Below are 18,134 nucleotides of genomic sequence, written 5' to 3' on the forward strand. Positions count from 1 at the left end.
ACTCTAGCTTTGAGGTTTAGTTATAAAATTGTGCACAATTGCTTTCCAAATTTTTATTATTTTAATTTTCAAGTTTAAAAATTAAAGAATTAAGAGGTTGAAATGAAGAAAAAATATACCTATTTGACAGCTTCTGTTTTAACAGCTGTAACAATACTTCCAACTTTTGCACCAAGTGAAGCTCACGCTGCTTACAATTGGAATGGAAATAATAGTTACTATACAAGAACTAGCCGTCGTTCAAGCAATCGTACTTCTAACCGTACTACTGCAAATCGTAGCCGCACATCAAACTATACTGTAAGAAGTTATGGCTATAACAGTTATTACCCAAGCTATAACTATGGCTACAATAGCTACTATCCAAGCTATAACTATGGATATGGTAGCTACTACCCAAGTTACAACTACGGTTACAATAATTGGAATAACTACTATGGCTATGGCAACAGTAGCAACTACTATGGTTATAACTATTGGAATAATTACAACAACCTTGCTAGCGATGAAAACTATATTTACTGGAATGGCAATCACTACTACCGTATGAACGATGGTAGCTTCCGTATTTATCGTAACGGTCAGTGGAAACCTTTGACAAACAATAGTAATAACAACTCATCTACTAACAACTTGGAAAACGATCCTCACTATCGTTACGAAAATGGGTACCATTACTATGTATTGGACAATGGTGATTATTACTACTACCAAAATGGTAAGTGGGTATTGGTGAAAGATTCTGCTGATACAACACCAGCACAACCGGCAACACCTGCTGAACCAAAACCAGAACAACCAACAACTCCGGTTGAGCCAGCACAACCAAGTCAACCTGAAGTTCCTGCTCCAACACCAGCAGAACCAGAGACTCCAACACCAGCACCTAGTGATAAACCTGAAGAGCCGACAACACCAACTGAGCCACAACCAGCACAACCAGCAACTCCAAGTGTTGACCTACCAGAAAATCCACCAATTAATGGTGCTGATAGTGAATTTGATCCATTCAAGCCATCAACAGAAACGCCAGTAGAACCAAAACCAGAAACACCAGCAACTCCAGCTATCCCAACAACACCAGGTTTGGTAACGACTGATGAACCAAGTGAAAACCAAATCCCTGATTATGTTGAAAAACCAGCTGAAGGATTGGAACACTTGGCTTGGGCACCAAATGGACACACTCCAAAATTGGTTTACCCACCAGGTAAACCAGGTGATGCAGTCCTCAAGAATGATAAAAACTACTACTTCGACGGTAGTGCACATTACTACTATGTACCATCTAACTCAGAGCGTACAGGTTACTCAGCATACTGGAAGTGGCTTGGTGGAAAATGGAAACTTCAAGGGATGACTGATCCAAACGATCCAGCTCGTGATCCAAAACTTCACGAAAACACTGCTGATGACGAGTACATGTACAGTGACAAGAACTCAAGCGTGAAACTTTACTCAACTAACTTGGTAACGACTGCTAAAGCAGGTCAAGCATTGCCATTCAAGAATGTTGAAGAGTTCAAAAACTATGTCATCGAAAAAATGAATCCTAAGTTCCTTGATAACTCTGGTTGGGATGCTAAAGTTGAGTGGGAAATCGAAGATCCAGAAATCTTTGAGAAGACGAAAGAAAACCCATACGCTAAGGACTATGTCTTGATTGCAAATCTCAAGAGTGGTGTCGAAGACAAGAAATACAGTGATGTAGAATTTGGCTATGTGAAGTTTGTTTACCGTGTTGAAGCAACAAACGATACAAACTATGACTATGTTTCAAAAGCAAAAGAAGCTTTCTCTAAAATCAATGAAGAGCGTAAAGCTCAAGGATTGAAAGAATTGACTTGGTCTGAAGACATTTATCAAAATCAAGCACTTCCGAAAGTAAATGAAATTTCACGTCAATACGATAGCACAGGCTTTGTAGGACGTCGTGATGAAGATGCAGCTGTTGTCGTTAAGAAATGGGCAAACAGTGGTTTGAGAGACTTGCTTCTCGATCCAAATGTCACTGAAGGAGCTGTAGCAGCAGTAGTTGATGGAAACGGTGTATACTACTGGGCATACAGTTACAAATAATTCAATCTTTTGAGATTGACTACTTTCTAAATAAGATTGAGGCTTTAAACTATTGTTTAAAGCCTTTTTCTGACCCAATCAGGACAAACAAAAAGGAGCCGGAGGCTCCCTTTTTTAATGACTACAATGTTTTTTCTCTTTCTCTCACGACTAGCAAATCAACTTTTGCATGGCGGAGAATGTATTCAGATGAAGAGCCAACCAAGAGGCGTTCAAAGGCATTGAGCCCTGTTGCACCAACGAGAATCAGATCGACATTTTCTGCGTCTGGAATAGTACGAGCAAGGAGGGTTTTTGGATTTCCCATTTCGATGACGATGTGAATATCAGTCACACCAGCGTCTCTTGCACGCTTTTCGTACTCCTTCATCAGACTTTCAGCGTCGACTTGGAGTTCTTCGTAAACTTCAGCATCAAAGGTAGACACGCTTTGAAGAGCGCGTGTGTCAATAACATGGGCAATGGTGAGTTTGGATTCGTTGCGTAGTGCAGTGTAAACACCTTTGACGAAAGCCAAGTCCGCTTCTTTAGAACCATCAATTGCGACCATAACATTTTGGTAACGTTGTGCCATAATGAAACCTCCTGAAATTTTCTTACTGTTATTGTAACCCTTTTCACTAAAGAAGTAAAGTAAAAATCATATTTAAATAAATATTATTGGAGATTCAATTTGGTGGAGATATGTTAAAATAAAAGAAAACGAGATAGCAGAAAACACAGTAGGGGGATGAGAAAGTATGAAAGATTTTGTTCAAGCTTCTAAAAAAATAAGTTTCCTTTATCATGGAATTATCCTTGCGTCACTTGTAGGAGAAGTAGTGATGCTTTGGCAGCTGGAAAGAGTCGTACCCGTTCTCTATCCAGGTTTTGTTGCTTTTCTTCTCTTTCACTTAGTCTACCACATCATTTTATTTGTGATTGCAAAGAGAAGTGGTCGCTTGGACTATTTGGTCACATGGGGGCTCTTTCTCATGTTTAATCTTTTGTATGATTCCTTTTTAGCATTGGTCTTTCTAGGTCTGTCTTTTGGTATGTGAGAAAATACTTCTGCATTCTAGTTATTTAGACAGTGAGAACCTAGTCGTTGTGAGTTTTTTCTTTGCTTGCTCATTTCAGGAAACTTGTCGCAATCCCTTTCTAGTGGTATAATGTTACTATCTCTATGAATTGAGGAAACAAGATGAAAGAATATAACAAGTCTAGTAAGTTAGAGCATGTTGCCTATGATATCCGTGGCCCTGTTTTGGAAGAAGCTATGCGGATGCGAGCAAACGGAGAAAAGATTTTACGTCTGAATACAGGGAATCCAGCAGAATTTGGATTCACAGCGCCAGATGAGGTCATTCATGACTTGATTATGAATGCGCGTGATAGTGAGGGATATTCTGACTCCAAAGGGATTTTTTCAGCACGCAAGGCCATCATGCAGTATTGTCAACTAAAGAAATTCCCCAATGTGGATATTGATGATATCTACCTCGGAAATGGTGTCAGTGAGCTGATTGTTATGTCCATGCAAGGGCTTTTGGATAATGGCGATGAGGTCTTGGTGCCTATGCCAGACTATCCTCTCTGGACAGCCGCGGTCAGCCTAGCTGGGGGAAATGCCGTTCACTATATCTGTGATGAAGCTGCAGAATGGTACCCAGATATTGACGATATTAAGTCAAAAATTACTTCCAATACCAAGGCAATCGTTCTTATCAATCCGAACAACCCAACTGGAGCCCTTTATCCTAAGGAACTCTTGTTGGAGATTATTGAGATTGCTCGTCAGAACGATTTGATCATCTTTGCGGACGAAATCTACGACCGCATGGTAATGGATGGGCATGTGCATACGCCTGTGGCGAGCTTGGCACCAGATGTCTTCTGTGTCAGCATGAATGGTCTGTCAAAATCTCACCGTATCGCTGGTTTTCGTGTAGGTTGGATGGTCTTGTCTGGTCCTAAGCACCATGTCAAGGGCTATATTGAAGGGCTCAATATGCTGTCCAATATGCGTCTTTGCTCTAACGTTTTGGCCCAGCAAGTCGTACAAACATCACTAGGTGGGCACCAGTCAGTGGATGAATTGCTCCTCCCTGGTGGACGGATTTACGAGCAAAGAAACTTCATTTACAATGCTATCCAAGATATCCCAGGTTTGTCTGCGGTCAAGCCGAAGGCGGGACTTTATATCTTCCCTAAAATTGACCGCAATATGTACCGCATCGATGATGATGAACAGTTCGTTCTTGATTTCTTGAAGCAGGAAAAGGTTCTCTTGGTTCATGGTCGTGGTTTTAACTGGAAGGAACCAGACCATTTCCGTATCGTTTACCTTCCTCGTGTGGACGAATTGGCGCAAATCCAAGAAAAGATGACACGTTTCTTGAGTCAGTATCGTAGATAAGGCTTTCATAGGGAAAAGCAGGAAACATTTACTTAGAGCTATTGACAAATAGGTAAGAATCAGATAGAATAGTAAAGTATGTTTAGTAACTGATCACTTTATAGCCGGCTAAACGAATACAAAATCTATGAGGAGGTATTCATCGTGAAACGTACTTATCAACCAAGTAAACTTCGTCGTGCGCGTAAACACGGATTCCGTAACCGTATGTCAACTAAAAACGGTCGTCGCGTATTGGCAGCTCGTCGTCGTAAAGGACGCAAAGTTTTGGCTGCATAATCCAAACGAATTCAACAAAGAAGTCAGTAGGAACTCGAGTCTACTGGCTTTTCTTTTGATTTTAAAGAGCGCATTGCCCACGAAATCACCGATTTCAAATGGAACTCACGGAGGGCTCATCTAAAAGGTCACATACAAAAAACTCAAAACCAGATATAAGTTACTGATTTTGAGTTTTTATTTATTCTTTTAAGTGATAAGAGTAACTAGCGACAACGACGTCTTCATGCCATCTGAGAGCGTATTTTAGTTTGAGGCTCATTTGATTGTGCAGGATATTTTGCCAAGGCTTGTTAGGGATAAACTGTGGGACAAGGACTGTAACGGTGTAGTTTTTTTGCTTAGCTTCTTGGGCGATTCGTTTGACATACTTAACGCTAGGGGTGATGATGTCGCGGTAGCTGGTATTGATATTCTTCAGAGTGATATTTGGGAAGTAATCGGCAAATTCCTGAAGGATTTCTTGGTCTTTTTCAGCCGTTTCTTTAGTAGAAATGTGCATGGCTAACACTTCGTCACCGATACTTTGAGCGTAGTTAATGGCTCCGACACTTACTCGAGTAACATTTCCTACTAGGACAAGGACAAGGTTGCCGTCATAAGTGCGCTTTTCAATTCCTTCGTAGAGTCGTAGTTGTTTTGCCACTTTTTGGTAATGGCTGTGAATGGACAAAAAGAGGAAGGTTAAGACTAGGATAATTGGGAAGAATGGCCAGATATCACCCAGTCTGAAGAGGAGTAAAATGAGAACGATAGCATAACAAATGATGGCCCCAAGGATATTAGCAAAGGCAGGTTTTAAGAAGTTTGCTCCTTTTTCCTTTTTCCAATGGCGAATCATCCCAGTCTGAGAGAGGGCAAAGGGAACGAAGACCCCGATAGTATAAAGAGGAATCAAGCGTTCAGTATTCCCATTAAAAATGAGAAGAAGGATCATAGCCCCAAAGGCCAGAGTTAAGATACCGTTGGAGTAGCCAAGGCGATCCCCTTTTTCCATAAAGAGATGGGGCATGTACTTGTTTTTAGCCATATTGTAGGCCAACATAGGGAAGGCTGAAAAGCCAGTATTTGCAGCTACAGCTAGAATCAAGGCTGTTGAGAACTGGAAGAGATAGTAGCTAGCATGACCAAAGAATGAATCGCCAAGAATGCCCTTGGCCATTTGCGAGAGGATGGTTTCTCCATTTTGAGGTGTGATGCCCATCCAGTAGTTTAGGAAGGTAATGCCTGCAAAAAGAAATCCTAAAATCAGCGACATGATGGTCAGGGTCTGAGCAGCATTCTTTTCTTTCGGAGTTTTGAAAAATGGTACCGCATTTGAAATAGCCTCAACCCCTGTCAGAGAGGCAGAGCCACTGGTAAAGGCTCTCAATAGGAGAACGATGGAAAGACTCGGAACGGTTTGCCCAATGGTTGAAGTCGCCTGATAGTTTAGGGAACCTGTAAATAGTTGAAAGAACCCATAAAGCAAGAGAAAGACGGTACTGAAGATAAAGAGGTAGACGGGAATCATCAGAGAGCTGGCAGATTCTTTCAATCCTCTTAAATTCAAGAGCATGAGCAGGCAGACTAGGAAAATAGAGATATGAAGATTGTAGGGATGGAGGGTAGGGATGGCTGCTGTAATAGCATCAGCTCCAGACGCAACGGATACGGCTACTGTCAGCATATAGTCAACAAGGAGGCTGCCCCCTGCAATCAAGCCTAGTTCAGGGGAGAGGTTTTCCCGAGTAACCATATAAGCTCCTCCACCTTGAGGATAGGCGTGAATAATTTGACGATAGGAAATGGTCAAGCTAGCGAGCAGTAAGAGGACAAAAATACCGATAGGGAGGCTCCACCAAATAGCGAGAGGAGAGAGGCTGACTAAAACGAGAATGACTTGTTCAGGTCCATAGGCAATAGAAGACAGGGCATCACTGGATAACATTGCAAGTGCCTGCATTTTCCCTAACAATCCCCCTTCACCATCTGTGAGAGACTTGAGTGGTCGACCGATAAAGGTATATTTTAATTTTCTAAACATTTTCTTTTCCTTTGATGAAAATTTCAATAAGTGTTATTATACTGCTTTGAAAAAGGGCAGTCAAGGGAGAATGATTGGCATTAGAATATTTTTACAAGCCGAGGAATGCTATTTTTGGTATAATAGATGGAAGAAAATGAGGTTAGAAGAGATGATTTTTGATACGCACACACATTTAAATGTAGAAGAATTTGCAGGACGTGAGGCAGAAGAAATCGCCTTGGCTGCTGAGATGGGTGTGACACAGATGAATATTGTTGGTTTTGATACACCGACCATTGAGCGAGCCCTAGAATTGACAGATGAGTATGAGCAGCTCTACGCAACTATTGGTTGGCATCCGACGGAAGCAGGGACTTACACAGACGAGGTCGAAGCTTACTTGCTTGAAAAACTAAAACATCCCAAGGTTGTTGCTTTAGGTGAGATTGGTCTGGACTATCACTGGATGACAGCACCTAAGGAAGTGCAGGAGCAGGTTTTTCGTCGTCAGATTCAGTTGTCTAAGGACTTGAATTTGCCTTTTGTGGTCCATACCCGTGATGCGCTAGAAGATACTTATGAGATTATCAAGAGTGAGGGCGTTGGTCCTCGTGGTGGCATCATGCATTCATTTTCAGGTTCTTTGGAGTGGGCTGAGAAGTTTGTCGGGCTTGGTATGACCATTTCTTTCTCAGGAGTGGTAACTTTTAAGAAAGCGACGGATATCCAAGAAGCTGCTAGGGAACTTCCTTTGGATAAAATCCTCGTTGAGACAGATGCCCCTTACCTGGCTCCTGTTCCTAAACGTGGCCGTGAAAACAAAACAGCCTACACACGCTATGTGGTAGATTTTATCGCGGATTTGCGTGGGATGACGACTGAGGAGTTAGCCGCAGTAACAACTGCAAATGCAGAGCGTACCTTTGGATTGGACAGCAAGTAATGAAAGAAAAAATTTCCCAAGTAATCGTGGTCGAAGGTCGCGATGATACGGCCAATCTCAAACGTTACTTTGATGTAGAGACCTATGAAACACGAGGTTCCGCAATAAATGACCAGGATATAGAACGCATTCAGCGTCTGCATGAATTACATGGAGTCATTGTCTTTACAGATCCAGATTTTAATGGGGAACGCATTCGTCGCATGATTATGACGGCCATTCCAACAGTACAGCATGCTTTTCTCAAGCGAGATGAGGCTGTTCCCAAATCTAAGACCAAGGGACGTTCTCTGGGAATCGAACACGCCAGCTACGAAGATCTAAAAACAGCACTGGCTCAGGTGACAGAGCAATTTGAAAACGAGAACGAGTTTGACATCAGTCGTGGTGACTTGATTCGCCTAGGTTTCTTGGCGGGAGCAGACAGTCGTAGGCGTAGAGAGTATCTAGGAGAGGCTCTACGAATTGGCTATTCCAACGGCAAACAACTCCTCAAGCGCTTAGAGTTATTTGGGATAACCTTGGCAGAAGTGGAAGAAGCGATGACTAAGTATTTAGCCTAAGGGAGTCAGAAATGAAAAGAGTGATTATTACGGGTGGCAATAGTGGTATTGGCTACCAGGCTGCAAAACAATTAGCTGAAAAGGACTGGTCGGTAACTCTCTTTTGTAGACGAAAAGAAGCTGCCGAGCAAGCCTGTGAGAAAATCCGTCAACAAACAGGAAATCCGCATGTAGATTATATTTTGGCTGATTTATCTGAGATGAAAAGTGTCAAGGAAGCGGTAGAACAGTATATTCAAAAAGAAGACGCTTTAGACGTTCTGATTAACAATGCAGCTGATTTTGACTTATCGGTCAAAAAGCCCATCCTGACTAGGGAGGGATTAGAAAAGCAATTTGCGACAAATGTGGTTGCTCCCTTTTTACTTTCTACCTTGTTAAAGGGTTTGTTGGAAAAGTCAAAAAGTGGTCGGATTATTAATATTTCTTCCCAAGGGCTGATGCTTTATCCTTTCATGAAGCTTGATTTTGAAAATTTAGCTGGTCAAAAACATTATAGTCCTGCCAAGACCTATTATCAGAATAAACTAGCCTTGTTGATGCTGTCGCTTTATATGCAGAAACATTGGAAAGGTATCAAGGTTCAGGCAATCCGTGTGACCAATGTCAAAGTTGATATGCGCCGCTATGATCACCTCAGCCCTTTTATGAAAAATTTGTATAAAATCAAGTCAAGATTTTCGATTAGTCCTGAAGAAATGGCCAAAGTCTATACAGCCTTATCTACAGAAGATGGCCATGACGGTTTTCTGTATGACGAGAAATGCAGGGAAGTAAAAGCAAATAGAACTGCTTACGAAGAAGAGGGGCAAGCAAAACTATATTCCTTACTTGAACAACTAACATTTTCAAGAGACAATCTATAAAGAATTAGAAAAATAAATTTTATGCTTACTTCAAGAGTGGAAAGAAATTTAGATATCGAAATCTGTTTGGAGAGTTCTGAAAAGTGATAACAATAACCAGATAACCCGAAAATATAAGGGGAATGTGTTACAATAGAGGTACTTAGATTTATTTTGATAGCGTTAAAATAGAAACTTATAAGGACAGAACGAAATGAAAATCCGAGTTGACAGAGATTCTGTGTGTATTGGGGATGATGTATTGCCCCATGAGACAGAATTTGAGATTTCTGAAGATATGACGGTGAAAGAATTTTTTGACTTTCTAGAAAAGGAACGTTATTTGCCGTCTGTTCAAGGAAATAATGTGGCCTGGGAACTCCGTAATCGAAATGGGGAACACGGTGTTTATTTCACCAAAACACGAGAGATTATCCATCCAGATGCGGTCTTAAAAGAGATGTTGGAAGGAATTACTGAGACTCCCTTATTTGTTTTGCTCTATCATTATACCCCGGAAGCATACTATATTAGAAAAGAGAATAAATGAGAATTGCAGATTATAGCGTGACCAAGGCAGTGCTGGAGCGTCACGGTTTTACCTTTAAAAAGTCCTTCGGGCAAAATTTCCTGACGGATACCAATATCCTTCAAAAAATCGTGGATACGGCTGAGATTGATGACCAGGTTAATGTCATTGAAATTGGGCCAGGAATTGGTGCTTTGACGGAATTTTTGGCTGAGCGTGCGGCAGAGGTTATGGCCTTTGAGATTGACCACCGTTTGGTACCGATTTTAGCAGATACCCTGCGTGATTTTGACAATGTGACAGTAGTCAACGAGGACATTCTCAAGGTCGATTTGGCGCAGCATATTCAGAATTTCAAAAATCCTGACCTGCCCATTAAGGTGGTAGCCAACTTGCCTTACTACATTACGACGCCTATTCTCATGCACTTGATTGAAAGTGGCATTCCTTTTAGCGAGTTTGTGGTTATGATGCAGAAAGAAGTCGCGGACCGTATCTCCGCACAGCCAAATACCAAGGCTTATGGTAGTTTGTCGATTGCTGTGCAGTATTATATGACAGCTAAGGTTGCCTTCATCGTGCCTCGTACGGTCTTTGTGCCAGCCCCAAATGTGGACTCAGCCATTTTAAAAATGGTGCGTCGTCCAGAGCCTGCTGTAGCAGTGAAAGATGAGAACTTCTTCTTTAAGGTTTCCAAGGCTAGTTTTACCCATCGTCGCAAGACCTTATGGAACAACTTAACAGGCTACTTTGGGAAAACTGATGAAGTCAAGGATAAGCTGACCAAGGCTTTGGACCAGGCAGGCTTATCTCCATCTGTGCGTGGGGAAGCTCTCAGTTTGGAAGAGTTTGCCAGTCTGGCAGATGCGCTTAAAGGACAAGGACTCTAAGATGCAGGGACAAATCATTAAAGCCTTGGCGGGCTTCTATTATGTGGAGAGTGATGGTCAAGTTTACCAGACACGCGCGCGTGGGAATTTCCGTAAAAAAGGCCATACACCTTATGTCGGAGACTGGGTAGACTTTTCTGCCGAGGAAAATTCCGAAGGTTATATCCTCAAGATTCATGAACGGAAAAACAGTCTCGTCCGTCCGCCTATTGTCAATATTGACCAAGCCGTGGTGATCATGTCCGTCAAGGAACCTGATTTTAACAGCAATTTGCTGGATCGGTTCTTGGTTCTTCTAGAACACAAGGGTATCCATCCTATCGTTTATATTTCTAAAATGGATTTGCTAGAAGATAAGGGAGAACTCGATTTTTACCAGCAGACCTATGGAGCTATTGGTTACGATTTTGTGACCAGTAAAGAGGAACTCCTGCCTTTGTTGACAGGAAAAGTGACGGTCTTTATGGGGCAGACAGGTGTTGGAAAATCAACCCTCCTCAATAAAATCGCACCGGACCTCAATCTTGAAACAGGAGAAATCTCAGACAGTCTAGGTCGTGGTCGCCATACCACTCGAGCTGTAAGTTTTTACAATCTCAATGGTGGTAAAATCGCGGACACTCCAGGATTTTCATCACTGGATTATGAAGTGTCAACAGCAGAAGACCTCAATCAGGCCTTTCCAGAGATTGCCAGTGTCAGTCGAGACTGCAAGTTCCGTACTTGTACCCATACCCATGAGCCGTCCTGTGCGGTTAAGCCGGCTGTTGAAGAAGGAATCATTGCAACCTTCCGTTTTGACAACTACCTGCAATTTCTCAGTGAGATTGAAAATCGCAGAGAAACCTATAAAAAAGTCAGCAAAAAAATTCCAAAATAAGGAGAAACCTATGTCTCAATACAAGATTGCTCCGTCAATTCTGGCAGCAGATTATGCCAACTTTGAACGTGAAATCAAACGTCTAGAAGCAACTGGTGCAGAATATGCCCATATCGATATCATGGATGGTCACTTTGTACCACAAATCAGTTTTGGTGCAGGTGTGGTTGAAGCTCTTCGCCCCCATAGCAAGATGGTCTTTGACTGCCACTTGATGGTATCAAATCCTGAGCATCATCTAGAAGATTTTGCGCGTGCGGGAGCGGATATCATCAGTATCCATGTGGAAGCAACGCCTCATATCCATGGTGCCCTCCAAAAAATTCGCTCTCTTGGTGTCAAACCTTCGGTTGTTATCAATCCTGGGACACCTGTGGAGGCGATTAAGCACATCCTTCACCTAGTGGACCAAGTCTTGGTGATGACGGTTAACCCTGGATTTGGTGGGCAAACTTTTCTGCCTGAAACCATGGATAAGGTTCGTGAGTTGGTTGCCCTTCGTGAGGAAAAAGGTTTGAGCTTTGAGATTGAAGTCGATGGCGGGATTGATGATCAAACCATTTCTCAGGCTAAAGAAGCTGGTGCTACCGTTTTTGTAGCGGGATCTTATGTCTTTAAGGGAGATGTCAATGAACGAGTGCAAACTCTCAGAAAACAATTGGACTAGGGTTGCCGTTTTTGCCGGCGGAGATCGCGGTCATTATCGGACGGATTTTGATTGCTTTGTCGGTGTGGATCGAGGCTCGCTCTGGGTCTTGGAAGAAGACCTTCCTCTCGACCTAGCAGTTGGAGATTTTGATTCGGTGACTGCAGACGAACGTCAGTTGATTCAAAAACGTGCCCAACATTTTGTCCAAGCCCAGCCAGAAAAGGATGATACGGATCTGGAACTAGCACTTTTAACGATTTTTGAAAAAAATCCTCAAGCCCAAGTGACCATTTTTGGGGCTTTGGGTGGTCGTATTGATCATATGCTGGCTAATGTCTTTCTGCCTAGCAATCCCAAGTTGGCACCCTATATGCGCCAGATAGCGATTGAGGATGGGGAAAACTTGATTGCCTATTGTCCAGAAGGAACCAGTCAGCTTCAACCCCGTTCAGACTACGATTATCTAGCCTTTATGCCAGTTCGGGATAGCCAGCTGACTATTCTTGGTGCCAAGTACGAATTGACAGAGGAGAATTTTTTCTTTAAAAAAGTATACGCTTCTAACGAATATATAGATAGGGAAGTTTCGGTGACTTGCCCTGATGGCTATGTGGTTGTCTTGCATAGCAAGGACAGGAGGTAGGATGGAGACTGTATTACTACTATTATTAATTGCCAACCTAGCTGGACTCTTTCTCATTTGGCAAAGGCAAGATAAGCAAGACAAGTACCTAGCCAAGAGCTTGGAGGATCAGGCAGACAATCTTTCAGATCAACTGGATTACCGCTTTGAACAAGCCAGACAAGCCAGCCAGCTGGATCAAAAAGACTTGGAAGTGGCTGTCAGCGACCGTTTGCAAGAAGTGCGAATGGAGTTGCACCAAGGCCTGACGCAAGTCCGTCAAGAAATGACAGATAATCTGTTGCAAACTAGAGATAAGACTGACCAACGTCTCCAAGCCCTGCAGGAATCAAATGAACAACGCTTGGAGCAAATGCGCCAGACGGTCGAGGAAAAATTGGAAAAGACCTTGCAGACGCGCTTGCAGGCTTCCTTTGAGACAGTTTCAAAGCAACTAGAGTCGGTCAATCGTGGCCTGGGAGAGATGCAGACAGTTGCCCGCGATGTTGGTGCCCTTAACAAAGTTCTCTCTGGAACCAAGACGCGAGGGATTCTGGGTGAATTGCAACTGGGGCAAATCATCGAAGACATCATGACACCTGCCCAGTACGAACGAGAATTTGCAACTGTTGAAAACTCTAGCGAGCGAGTAGAGTACGCCATCAAGTTACCTGGCCAAGGCAACCAGGAATATGTCTATTTGCCGATTGACTCCAAGTTTCCACTGGCGGATTATTACCGCTTAGAAGAAGCTTATGAAGCAGGCGATAAGGACGAAATCGAACGCTGTCGTAAGTCACTCCTAGCAAGCGTCAAGCGCTTTGCCAAGGATATCAAGAGCAAGTACATAGCGCCACCGCGGACGACCAATTTTGGAGTCTTGTTTGTTCCGACAGAGGGACTCTACTCAGAGATTGTTCGCAATCCGGTCTTCTTTGATGATTTGAGACGGGAGGAGCAGATTATTGTTGCTGGCCCAAGTACCCTATCAGCCCTGCTTAACTCTCTATCAGTTGGCTTCAAGACTCTCAATATCCAAAAGAGTGCCGACCATATCAGCAAGACTCTTGCCAGCGTCAAGACCGAGTTTGGCAAGTTCGGAGGCATTCTGGTCAAGGCACAAAAGCATCTCCAACATGCCTCTGGCAATATTGATGAATTATTAAACCGTCGTACCACAGCTATTGAGCGGACGCTCCGTCACATTGAGTTATCAGAAGGTGAGCCTGCGCTTGATCTACTCCATTTCCAAGAAGATGAGGAAGAATATGAAGATTAGTCACATGAAAAAAGATGAGCTGTTTGAAGGCTTTTACCTGATCAAGTCAGCTGACCTGAGACAGACGCGTGCTGGGAAAAACTACCTAGCCTTTACCTTCCAAGACGATAGCGGCGAGATTGAAGGGAAGCTCTGGGATGCCCAACCTCATAACGTCGAGGCCTTTACCGCAGGGAAAGTGGTCCACATGCAGGGACGCCGAGAAGTGTACAATAACACTCCTCAAGTCAATCAAATTACTCTCCGCCTACCTCAGCCTGGCGAACCCAACGATCCGGCTGATTTTAAGGTCAAGTCACCAGTCGATGTCAAGGAAATCCGTGACTACATGTCGCAAATGATTTTCAAGATTGAAAATCCTGTCTGGCAGCGTATCGTTCGTAGTCTCTACACCAAGTATGATAAGGAATTCTACTCCTATCCAGCTGCCAAGACCAACCACCATGCCTTTGAAACGGGTTTGGCCTATCATACAGCAACCATGGTGCGCTTGGCAGATGCCATTAGCGAGATCTATCCTCAGCTCAACAAGAGCCTCCTCTATGCTGGGATTATGTTACATGACTTGGCCAAGGTTATTGAGTTGACGGGACCAGACCAGACGGAGTATACAGTACGAGGCAATCTCATCGGCCATATAGCCCTCATCGATAGCGAAATTACCAAGACAGTCATGGAGCTGGGCATCGATGATACTAGAGAAGAAGTGGTGCTACTGCGCCATGTCATCCTCAGTCACCATGGCTTGCTGGAGTATGGAAGTCCAGTCCGTCCACGCATTATGGAGGCAGAGATTATTCATATGATTGACAATCTAGATGCCAGCATGATGATGATGTCAACAGCTCTAGCTTTGGTGGATAAAGGAGAAATGACCAATAAAATCTTTGCTATGGACAATCGTTCCTTCTATAAACCAGATTTAGATTAATGATTTAAGAAAAACGAGCATTTTTTACGCAATAATGTTCGTTTTTTTATGTGAATGTGGTATAATGGATAAAATATCAAAATTAAATGGAATGGTAAATAAAAATGAAATTAAGAAGAAGTGATCGGATGGTTGTCATTTCCAACTATTTGATTAATAATCCATACAAACTAACAAGTCTCAATACCTTTGCAGAAAAGTACGAATCTGCTAAATCATCGATTTCAGAGGACATCGTGATTATCAAGCGTGCCTTTGAGGAAATCGAAATCGGTCATATTCAGACTGTGACTGGAGCAGGTGGTGGCGTTATTTTTACACCATCAATCTCAAGCCATGAAGCCAAAGAAATGATCGCAGACTTGCGTGACAAACTTTCAGAAAGCGACCGTATCTTGCCAGGTGGTTATATCTACCTGTCTGATTTGCTCAGTACACCTGCCATTTTGAAAAATATTGGGCGCATCATTGCCAAGAGCTTTATGGACCAAAAAATCGATGCCGTTATGACAGTAGCAACAAAAGGTGTGCCACTCGCAAATGCAGTTGCCAATGTCCTCAATGTTCCATTTGTCATTGTGCGCCGTGATTTGAAAATTACCGAAGGTTCAACGGTCAGCGTCAACTATGTTTCAGGTTCCAGCGGTGACCGCATTGAGAAAATGTTCCTTTCAAAACGCAGTCTCAAGGCAGGCAGTCGTGTCTTGATCGTGGATGACTTTTTGAAAGGCGGCGGAACGGTCAACGGGATGATTAGTCTCTTGCGTGAGTTTGATTCAGAGTTGGCTGGTGTTGCAGTCTTTGCAGACAATGCCCAAGAAGAACGTGAAAAGCAGTTTGATTACAAGTCACTCTTGAAAGTAACCAATATTGATGTTAAGAACCAATCCATCGATGTTGAGATTGGAAATATCTTTGACGAAGACAAATAAGAGATAGAACTAAAGGTTGGAACGATTGTCCCAGCCTTTCTTTGCAAACAGAATAGAAGGATGCTTATGAAAACACCATTTATCAGCCGTGAAGATTTAGAAACAATTGTTGCAGAGTTCCCGACTCCCTTTCACTTGTATGATGAGAAGGGGATTCGTGAAAAAGCAAGAGCAGTCAACCAGGCCTTTTCTTGGAATAAGGGATTCAAAGAATATTTTGCCGTCAAGGCCACTCCAACCCCAGCCATCTTGAAAATCCTCCAAGAGGAAGGTTGCGGTGTGGACTGTTCTAGTTACGTGGAGCTCTTGATGAGCCATAAACTGGATTTCCCCGGTTCTGAAATCATGTTCTCTTCTAACAACACGCCTGACAAGGAATATGCCTATGCGCGTGAATTGGGAGCAACTATTAACTTGGATGCCTTTGAAGACATTGAACATCTGGAGCGAGCGGCAGGCATTCCAGAAATCATCTCTTGTCGTTACAATCCTGGAGGCATTTTTGAGCTAGGAACAGATATCATGGACAATCCTGGAGAAGCCAAGTTTGGGATGACTAAGGACCAGCTTTTTGAAGCCTTTGCTATTTTGAAGGAAAAAGGAGCCAAGACTTTTGGGATTCACTCTTTCCTAGCATCCAATACCGTGACCCATCTCTACTACCCAGAGTTGGCGCGTCAGCTTTTTGAATTGGCTGTTGAAATCAAGGAAAAGTTGGGTATTTCGCTAGACTTTATCAATCTTTCCGGCGGTATTGGTGTCAACTATCGTCCTGAGCAGGAGCCAAATGACATTGCTGTGATTGGTGAGGGAGTTCGTAAGGTTTATGAGGAAGTCCTCACACCTGCAGGACTTGGTCAGGTCAAGATTTTTACTGAATTAGGTCGCTTTATGTTGGCGCCTCACGGAGCTTTGGTCACAAGAGTCACTCATAAGAAAAAAACCTACCGTACCTATCTGGGCGTGGATGCATCAGCAGTCAACCTCATGCGCCCAGCCATGTATGGAGCCTACCACCATATCACCAATCTGACTCATCCAGATGGACCTGTTGAAGTGGTAGACGTGGTCGGTTCACTCTGTGAAAACAATGATAAATTTGCAGTGAACCGCGAACTACCTTATACAGAAATCGGTGATTTGCTAGTGATTCATGATACAGGTGCACATGGATTCTCCATGGGTTACCAGTACAATGCCAAACTACGCTCGGCAGAAATCCTCTATACCGAAGAAGGGAAAGCCCGTCAAATCCGCCGTGCAGAGCGTCCTGAGGACTATTTTGCAACCTTGTATGGTTTTGATTTTGAATCGGATCAGTAAAAGAAATTGAAAATGAAAGTGAAAAACAGATTGCTTTCTAAAAAATAGACAAAAAAACCTTGTTTTTCACCTTACTCGTGATATAATAAAACTATAAAACGGTTTCAAGGAAGGTGACGATATGTCTGAAGAAACAATTGACTATGGACAAGTGACAGGAATGGTGCATTCGACAGAGAGTTTTGGGGCGGTAGATGGCCCTGGGATTCGGTTTATTGTCTTTTTGCAGGGCTGTCAGATGCGTTGCCAGTACTGCCATAACCCCGATACATGGGCTATGGAGACCAATAAATCACGAAGACGGACAGTAGACGATGTTTTGTCAGAAGCCCTTCGCTACCGTGGATTCTGGGGAGACAAAGGAGGAATCACTGTCAGTGGAGGAGAAGCCCTCTTACAGATTGATTTCTTGATTGCCCTTTTTACCAAGGCCAAGGAAAAAGGAATCCACTGTACCTTGGATACCTGTGCCCTTCCGTTCCGTAATAAACCACGTTATCTCGAAAAGTTTAATAAACTCATGGCTGTGACAGATTTGGTTCTCTTGGATATCAAGGAGATCAATGAAGAACAGCACAAGATTGTCACAAGTCAAACCAATAAAAACATCTTGGCCTGTGCAAAATATCTATCAGATATCGGGAAACCTGTGTGGATTCGCCATGTGCTGGTTCCAGGCTTGACAGATAGAGATGAGGATTTGATTGAACTCGGCAAATTCGTCAAAACCCTCAAAAACGTTGACAAGTTTGAAATCTTGCCTTATCACACGATGGGTGAGTTCAAGTGGCGTGAACTTGGAATTCCATACTCACTTGAAGGGGTCAAACCTCCAACAGCAGACCGTGTCAAGAATGCCAAGAAATTGATGGATACAGAAAGTTACCAAGACTACATGAAACGTGTTCATGGATAAAAAAAGAAGCCCGATGGAGATATCGGGCTTTTGTGATGATAAAAAGCCTAGCATTTCAGCTAAGCTTT

At 43.0% G+C, this 18,134-nt stretch carries 19 protein-coding genes; 17 read left to right on the top strand and 2 right to left on the bottom strand.

The window, feature by feature from the left end:
- The first annotated feature begins 102 nt into the window (after positions 1–102).
- Positions 103–2,079: a CAP domain-containing protein gene (locus HMPREF2991_RS06580; RefSeq protein WP_070683715.1), complete on the top strand. Its 1,977-nt coding sequence runs from the start codon at positions 103–105 to the stop codon at positions 2,077–2,079.
- Positions 2,080–2,200: 121 nt separating this feature from the next.
- Here the strand turns inward: HMPREF2991_RS06580 and HMPREF2991_RS06585 are convergent, their stop codons facing one another.
- Positions 2,201–2,653, bottom strand: coding sequence for a universal stress protein (locus HMPREF2991_RS06585; protein WP_000079161.1), 453 nt, complete (start codon positions 2,651–2,653; stop codon positions 2,201–2,203).
- A 166-nt stretch (positions 2,654–2,819) separates the two neighbouring features.
- On the opposite strand from HMPREF2991_RS06585, the gene HMPREF2991_RS06590 reads away from it, so the two are divergent.
- The 3 genes from HMPREF2991_RS06590 (at position 2,820) to rpmH (ending at position 4,756) form a co-directional block, all read left to right on the top strand.
- Positions 2,820–3,119, top strand: a complete 300-nt coding sequence (locus HMPREF2991_RS06590) for a hypothetical protein (RefSeq protein WP_070683717.1) — start codon at positions 2,820–2,822, stop codon at positions 3,117–3,119.
- 143 nt (positions 3,120–3,262) lie between these two features.
- On the top strand, positions 3,263–4,477 hold the full coding sequence (locus HMPREF2991_RS06595; RefSeq protein WP_000666454.1) for a pyridoxal phosphate-dependent aminotransferase: 1,215 nt from the start codon (positions 3,263–3,265) through the stop codon (positions 4,475–4,477).
- A 144-nt stretch (positions 4,478–4,621) separates the two neighbouring features.
- Positions 4,622–4,756, top strand: coding sequence for a 50S ribosomal protein L34 (gene rpmH / locus HMPREF2991_RS06600; RefSeq protein ID WP_000831905.1), 135 nt, complete (start codon positions 4,622–4,624; stop codon positions 4,754–4,756).
- 181 nt (positions 4,757–4,937) lie between these two features.
- On the opposite strand, the gene HMPREF2991_RS06605 is transcribed toward rpmH, so the two are convergent.
- Positions 4,938–6,782, bottom strand: a complete 1,845-nt coding sequence (locus HMPREF2991_RS06605) for an APC family permease (protein ID WP_070567720.1) — start codon at positions 6,780–6,782, stop codon at positions 4,938–4,940.
- A 151-nt stretch (positions 6,783–6,933) separates the two neighbouring features.
- On the opposite strand from HMPREF2991_RS06605, the gene HMPREF2991_RS06610 reads away from it, so the two are divergent.
- The 13 genes from HMPREF2991_RS06610 (at position 6,934) to pflA (ending at position 18,066) form a co-directional block, all read left to right on the top strand.
- Positions 6,934–7,707 (top strand): TatD family hydrolase, encoded by a 774-nt coding sequence (locus HMPREF2991_RS06610; RefSeq protein WP_070683719.1) that lies wholly within the window; start codon positions 6,934–6,936, stop codon positions 7,705–7,707.
- Positions 7,707–8,270, top strand: coding sequence for a ribonuclease M5 (rnmV, locus tag HMPREF2991_RS06615; RefSeq protein WP_070567738.1), 564 nt, complete (start codon positions 7,707–7,709; stop codon positions 8,268–8,270). Before HMPREF2991_RS06610 ends, rnmV begins: the two co-directional genes overlap by 1 nt.
- Before the next feature lie 11 nt (positions 8,271–8,281).
- A complete protein-coding gene (locus HMPREF2991_RS06620) occupies positions 8,282–9,136 on the top strand; it encodes an SDR family NAD(P)-dependent oxidoreductase (protein ID WP_070567740.1) in 855 nt (284 codons plus the stop codon).
- 193 nt (positions 9,137–9,329) lie between these two features.
- A complete protein-coding gene (locus HMPREF2991_RS06625) occupies positions 9,330–9,665 on the top strand; it encodes a hypothetical protein (protein WP_000702740.1) in 336 nt (111 codons plus the stop codon).
- A complete protein-coding gene (gene rsmA, locus HMPREF2991_RS06630) occupies positions 9,662–10,534 on the top strand; it encodes a 16S rRNA (adenine(1518)-N(6)/adenine(1519)-N(6))-dimethyltransferase RsmA (RefSeq protein WP_070567742.1) in 873 nt (290 codons plus the stop codon). The genes HMPREF2991_RS06625 and rsmA overlap by 4 nt, the downstream gene beginning before the upstream one ends.
- 1 nt (position 10,535) lies before the next feature.
- Positions 10,536–11,414, top strand: coding sequence for a ribosome small subunit-dependent GTPase A (gene rsgA, locus HMPREF2991_RS06635; protein WP_070567744.1), 879 nt, complete (start codon positions 10,536–10,538; stop codon positions 11,412–11,414).
- 10 nt (positions 11,415–11,424) lie between these two features.
- Complete coding sequence (gene rpe, locus HMPREF2991_RS06640) at positions 11,425–12,081, top strand: ribulose-phosphate 3-epimerase (RefSeq protein ID WP_061587992.1); 657 nt, start codon at positions 11,425–11,427, stop codon at positions 12,079–12,081.
- On the top strand, positions 12,044–12,706 hold the full coding sequence (locus HMPREF2991_RS06645; RefSeq protein ID WP_070567746.1) for a thiamine diphosphokinase: 663 nt from the start codon (positions 12,044–12,046) through the stop codon (positions 12,704–12,706). The genes rpe and HMPREF2991_RS06645 overlap by 38 nt, the downstream gene beginning before the upstream one ends.
- A gap of 1 nt (position 12,707) precedes the next feature.
- Positions 12,708–13,964, top strand: coding sequence for a DNA recombination protein RmuC (gene rmuC, locus HMPREF2991_RS06650; RefSeq protein WP_070567748.1), 1,257 nt, complete (start codon positions 12,708–12,710; stop codon positions 13,962–13,964).
- Positions 13,954–14,895 carry a 3'-5' exoribonuclease YhaM family protein gene (locus HMPREF2991_RS06655; protein WP_070567750.1) on the top strand — a complete coding sequence of 314 codons (942 nt, stop codon included), beginning with the start codon at positions 13,954–13,956 and terminating at the stop codon, positions 14,893–14,895. The genes rmuC and HMPREF2991_RS06655 overlap by 11 nt, the downstream gene beginning before the upstream one ends.
- Before the next feature lie 104 nt (positions 14,896–14,999).
- Positions 15,000–15,827 carry a pur operon repressor gene (gene purR / locus HMPREF2991_RS06660; RefSeq protein WP_002874197.1) on the top strand — a complete coding sequence of 276 codons (828 nt, stop codon included), beginning with the start codon at positions 15,000–15,002 and terminating at the stop codon, positions 15,825–15,827.
- A 66-nt stretch (positions 15,828–15,893) separates the two neighbouring features.
- The gene (locus tag HMPREF2991_RS06665; RefSeq protein WP_049550061.1) at positions 15,894–17,150 is read left to right on the top strand and encodes a diaminopimelate decarboxylase; all 1,257 of its coding nucleotides are present in this window, start codon (positions 15,894–15,896) and stop codon (positions 17,148–17,150) included.
- Between the two features lie 121 nt (positions 17,151–17,271).
- Positions 17,272–18,066, top strand: a complete 795-nt coding sequence (gene pflA, locus HMPREF2991_RS06670) for a pyruvate formate-lyase-activating protein (protein ID WP_070567752.1) — start codon at positions 17,272–17,274, stop codon at positions 18,064–18,066.
- The last annotated feature ends 68 nt before the right edge of the window (positions 18,067–18,134 follow it).

The sequence above is a fragment of the Streptococcus sp. HMSC072D07 genome (assembly GCF_001814835.1).
GTDB lineage: Bacteria > Bacillota > Bacilli > Lactobacillales > Streptococcaceae > Streptococcus.